Source organism: Turicibacter sp. T129, assembly GCF_025594975.1.
Lineage (GTDB): Bacteria > Bacillota_I > Bacilli_A > MOL361 > Turicibacteraceae > Turicibacter > Turicibacter bilis.
In genome coordinates, this window is record NZ_JAMQUU010000051.1 from 1 (window position 1) to 4,914 (window position 4,914).

Here is a 4,914-nt window from a genome sequence, read left to right on the forward strand (position 1 = left end):
AACCAATTTTGGTGTTGAGCCTGAAAAAGAATATAATAAAAAGTTAAATGAAATTATTTACGTAAGTTTAACGGAACATATTCATGGTGCGATTGAACGTTATCACCAAGGAATTCAAGTTAAAAATCCATTATTAATGGAAATTAAACGATTATTTGCTGATGAATACGAAATTGGTCGAAGAGCATTAGAAATGATTCATCAGGATTTCGGAGTTTTATTTGAAGAAGATGAAGCAGGGTATATTGCTTATCATATTGTGAATGCTGAACTTAATAATGATATGATAAATATTGCAAATATTACTAAAGTAATGCAGCAAGTTTTAAGTGTTATTAAATATCACTTTAAAGTAGAGTTTAATGAAGAGTCTAGTACGTATTATCGTTTCATTACACATTTAAAATTTTTTGCACAACGTGTTTTTAGTAATGCTGTTTATGAAGAAGAAGATACGGAATTATTCTTCATTTTAAAAGAAAAGTATCATGAGAGTTATGAATGCGTTTTAAAAATAAAAGAATTAATCGAGCATGAATATAATTATGATTTATCATTAGAGGAGCAATTATATTTAATGATTCATATTGAACGAATTAGAACAAAAGCAACAATTTAAGATAGTTAATAATGCTGGATAATCCATCAGCTTATTATATATAGTAAGATTGTAACTACGCTATAGATGAAAATCTATATATGTAGGCAAAACTTCATTTGATTTTTAAATGAATGGAGGAAGAAAAAATGGATTATAAGAAATTAGCTGAAAGAATTCTTGAAAAACTTGGAGGAAAGGAGAATGTAGAATCTGTTGTTCACTGTATGACAAGACTTCGCTTTGTATTAAAAGATGAAAGTCAAGTGGATGATGAGCAGGTGAAAAAGATTAAAGGTGTGATTGGGGTCATGAAAAAAAGTGGCCAATATCAAATTATTATTGGTAATGAAGTGGCGTCAGTTTATAAAGAAATTTGTGCGCTTGGTAATTTCAAAGAAAAAACATCGGTAAAAAAAATAGAGAAAAAAAATCAAAATATCATTTCTGAAATGTTAGATATCATTTCAAGTGTTATGTCGCCCGTTATCCCAGCCATTATTGGAGCGGCGATGATCAAAGTTTTATTAACTGTTTTACCGATGATAGGGATATTAAGTAACACAAGTCAAACTTATGAACTGTTATCAGTTATTGGAGATGGAGCTTTCTTCTTCATGCCAGTATTAATTGGAATGTCAGCTGCAAAACGATTTAATGCTAATCCATATTATGCCGTGAGTATTGCACTGATTATTTTACATCCAAACTTTATCTCTCTTTTAAAGGGAGCAAATGAAGCAGGACAAACAGTCAAGTTCTTTAACTTAATCCCAGTTACTTATGCTAATTATTCTTATTCAGTTATTCCGATTATTTTATCAGTAGCAGTCTTACCTTATATTGAACAATTTGTTGATAAAATTACGCCAAAAATTACAAAAAACTTCTTAAAACCAATGTTAGTGATGTTATTTATTGCACCAATCGTTATGGTTGTCATTGGTCCACTAGGAGCTATCTTTGGTGATATGTTATCAACTGCTGTTTATTTTATTCAAGATAAGTTAGGTTTTATTGCAGTTGGATTAGTAGCGGCTGTCTTCCCGTTTGTGGTTATGACAGGAATGCATCATGCCTTTACACCAATTAAATTAGGAGTTTTAGCCACAACAGGATTTGAAGGATTTATTTGTATTGCAGAATTCTGTGCAAATATGGCCCAAGGAGCGGCAGCATTAGCGGTATCAATCAAATCAAAAAATTCTGATATTAAACAGAGCGCAGGGTCATCAGCATTTTCGGCTTTAGTTGCAGGAATTACAGAACCTGCTTTATACGGAACGAACTTACGATTTAAAAAACCAATGATCGGAGCTTGTTTAGGAGGATTAATGGGGGGATTAGTCGGTGGTTTCTTCCAAATGAAATGTTATGGAGTAGCAACACCAGCAATTGTAACCATTCCACAATATCTTGAAGAAGGAAATCCGCAAAGCTTTTTATATATTTTCATCACGTTAGGGGTAACAGTTGTTTCAACCTTTATTATTACTTATGTGATTGGATTTGAAGATCCGGTTGAAGAAGATGATGAAGAAATGTTAGAAGAGAAAGTTACGATTCCTTTAAATACAGGATTAAATATTGTGAGCCCTTTAGAAGGACATATGATTGAGTTATCACAAGTAAATGATGTCACTTTCTCTAGTGGAGTAATGGGAAATGGTGTTGCCATTATCCCGACAAAAGGTCAAGTTGTTGCTCCATTTGATGGAACAATAGATGTCTTTTTCAAGACACACCATGCCATTGGATTAAGAAGTGAGACAGGGGTTGAGTTATTAATCCATGTTGGATTAGATACTGTTAACTTAGAAGGAAAATACTTCACACCTCATAGAAAGCAAGGAGATACTATTAAGACAGGTGATGTGATTTTAGAGTTTGATATTGAAAAAATTAAAAAAGCAGGATATGAATTAGTAACGCCAATTATCATCACAAATAGTCAACAGTTTATGGATATAATTGTTAAGAAAAAAGATGTTGTAACAGCCAATGATCAAGTATTAGCTATTATTTAATGAGGAGGATATAGTAATGACAAGCTTTAAAATGCCGAAAGATTTTTTATGGGGGAGTGCTTCTGCTGCTTATCAAGTGGAAGGTGCTTACTTAGAAGATGGAAAGGGTCTTTCTAACTGGGATCAATTTGTTAGAATTGAAGGAAAAACATATAAAGGAACAACAGGTGATGTGGCAGTTGATCACTATCACCGTTTCAAAGAAGATGTGAAGCTCATGGCAGAAATGGGACTTAAAACGTATCGTTTTTCAATTTCATGGCCACGTGTTATTCCGACTGGAAATGGCGAAGTTAATGAAGCAGGATTAAAGTTTTATGAAGACTTAATTGATGAATGTCTAAAATATAACATTGAGCCAATGGTAACGATTTTTCATTGGGATCTTCCACAAGCTTTAGTGGATCAATATAATGGATTTGAAGATCGACGTATTATTGATGACTTTGTCAATTATTCAAAAGTTTTATTTGAGCGATTTGGAAGTAAAGTTAAGTACTGGATTACATTAAATGAACAAAATGTATTTACATCATTAGGGTGGTTAACGGCGATGCATCCACCAGGAAAATTCAATGATGAAAAAACTTTCTACCAAGCAAATCATCATGCTTTTATGGCGCATGCAAAAACAGTCTTATTATTTAAACAAATGATTCCAAGTGGAAAAATTGGAGCAAGTTTTTCTTATAGTCCGAGTTATTCAATCGATTGTAATCCAATCAATGCAATGTCTAAAATGGACTTTGATGATATGAAAAACTTCTGGTGGATGGATATGTATGCTTATGGACGTTATCCAAAATCAACGTTTGTTTATTTACAAAAGAAAGGAATTGCTCCACAGTTTGAAAATGAAGATGAGCAAATTTTAAAAGAAGCCGCTTCAAAAATTGACTTTATGGGAGTCAATTATTATCAAACAAGTGTATGTGAATATAATCCAATCAATGGAGTTACACCTTATGGAACATTTAATACCACAGGTGTGAAAGGTTCAGGTCAAGTTACAGGGCAACCAGGACTATTTAAAAATCCATCTAACCCTTACTTAAAAACAACAGACTGGGACTGGACCATCGATCCAATGGGATTACGTTATGGATTACGAGAAATTACAAGCCGTTACAACTTGCCAATTATTATTTCTGAAAATGGATTAGGTGCTTTCGATAAAAAAGAAGAGGATGGTTCAATTCATGATCCATATCGAATTGCCTTCTTAAAAGAACACATTGAAGAATTGAAAATTGCTATGGCAGAAGGATGTGAAGTCATCGCTTATTGTACATGGTCCTTTACTGACTTATTAAGTTGGTTAAATGGCTACCAAAAACGTTATGGTTTTGTCTATGTTGACCGAGAAGAAGAGGAAGAAGGAGCAACATTAAACCGCTACAAAAAGGATAGTTACTATTGGTATAAAGAAGTCATTGCTTCAAATGGAGAAAATTTATAATTAAGATCGACAGTTTCAAAAGAGTTATCCAATCATCACTTGAAATTAAAAAGAAAAGCTGTGTTAGACATCCTTGTTGGTAGTCAATCACTTCATACCAATAGTTATGAGTTCTTATTTTTGAAAATTTTGCTCCCTCCAAGTAGGAAAAGAGTAAATAATAATATTTTCGTCTAACAGAGCCAAAGGAAAAAGACGCCGTTTTTTAAAACGGCGTCTTTTCATGCTAAGTCATCCTTATAAAAGATAGAACTAAGAAGAGCACTACAATGACAATGAGAAATCTAACTATTTTTTGATTAACGGTTTTAGATTTTCAACCAATAAGTGTTCCTAAGAAAGCTAAAATAGTATAAACAAATACCGAGATTAAAAAGCTATTATTAAATACGATAAAGGTTAGAATTACCCAAAGTAAAAAAATAAAACTAACCACTAAGCCAATGTAACTTAACGACATAACATTGGGCCAAAACCTCTCGTTTTTTCTCTTACCTGTTTGGGTTCTGGTTGCCTGTTTATAGTTTTAGTCAAATATAAAGTGGGGATTATCTTAATCTTGAAATTTCATTGTGTCTTCTACTTTTTTCTTAATCAAGTTCAGTTTCAAATCTTTATTGATATAATAGGTTTTTTTATGGTGATGGAGTTCTTGATCAAGTCCAGTCAACTTGATAGAAAAATATTTCGCCTAGCTCAACGTAAGATTAATTAATAACAAGGCAATCAGAATTTGTACACCTCTTCCCCTTCTTTAATTGAAACCTGACTTTATTATACTAGATAAGTGCGGTTAAAATATGTAATAAATAAAGGTTCTATAATATTTG

The 4,914-nt window shown here is 32.4% G+C and carries 3 protein-coding genes; all 3 read left to right on the top strand.

What is annotated here, in order from left to right:
* The coding region (locus NEH75_RS09685; RefSeq protein WP_262948824.1) for a PRD domain-containing protein at positions 1 to 619 on the top strand (619 nt) is incomplete at its 5' end.
* A 128-nt stretch (positions 620 to 747) separates the two neighbouring features.
* Positions 748 to 2,625 carry a beta-glucoside-specific PTS transporter subunit IIABC gene (locus NEH75_RS09690; protein WP_055305790.1) on the top strand — a complete coding sequence of 626 codons (1,878 nt, stop codon included), beginning with the start codon at positions 748 to 750 and terminating at the stop codon, positions 2,623 to 2,625.
* Between the two features lie 16 nt (positions 2,626 to 2,641).
* Positions 2,642 to 4,084 (top strand): glycoside hydrolase family 1 protein, encoded by a 1,443-nt coding sequence (locus NEH75_RS09695; RefSeq protein ID WP_055244876.1) that lies wholly within the window; start codon positions 2,642 to 2,644, stop codon positions 4,082 to 4,084.
* Positions 4,085 to 4,914 lie beyond the last annotated feature (830 nt).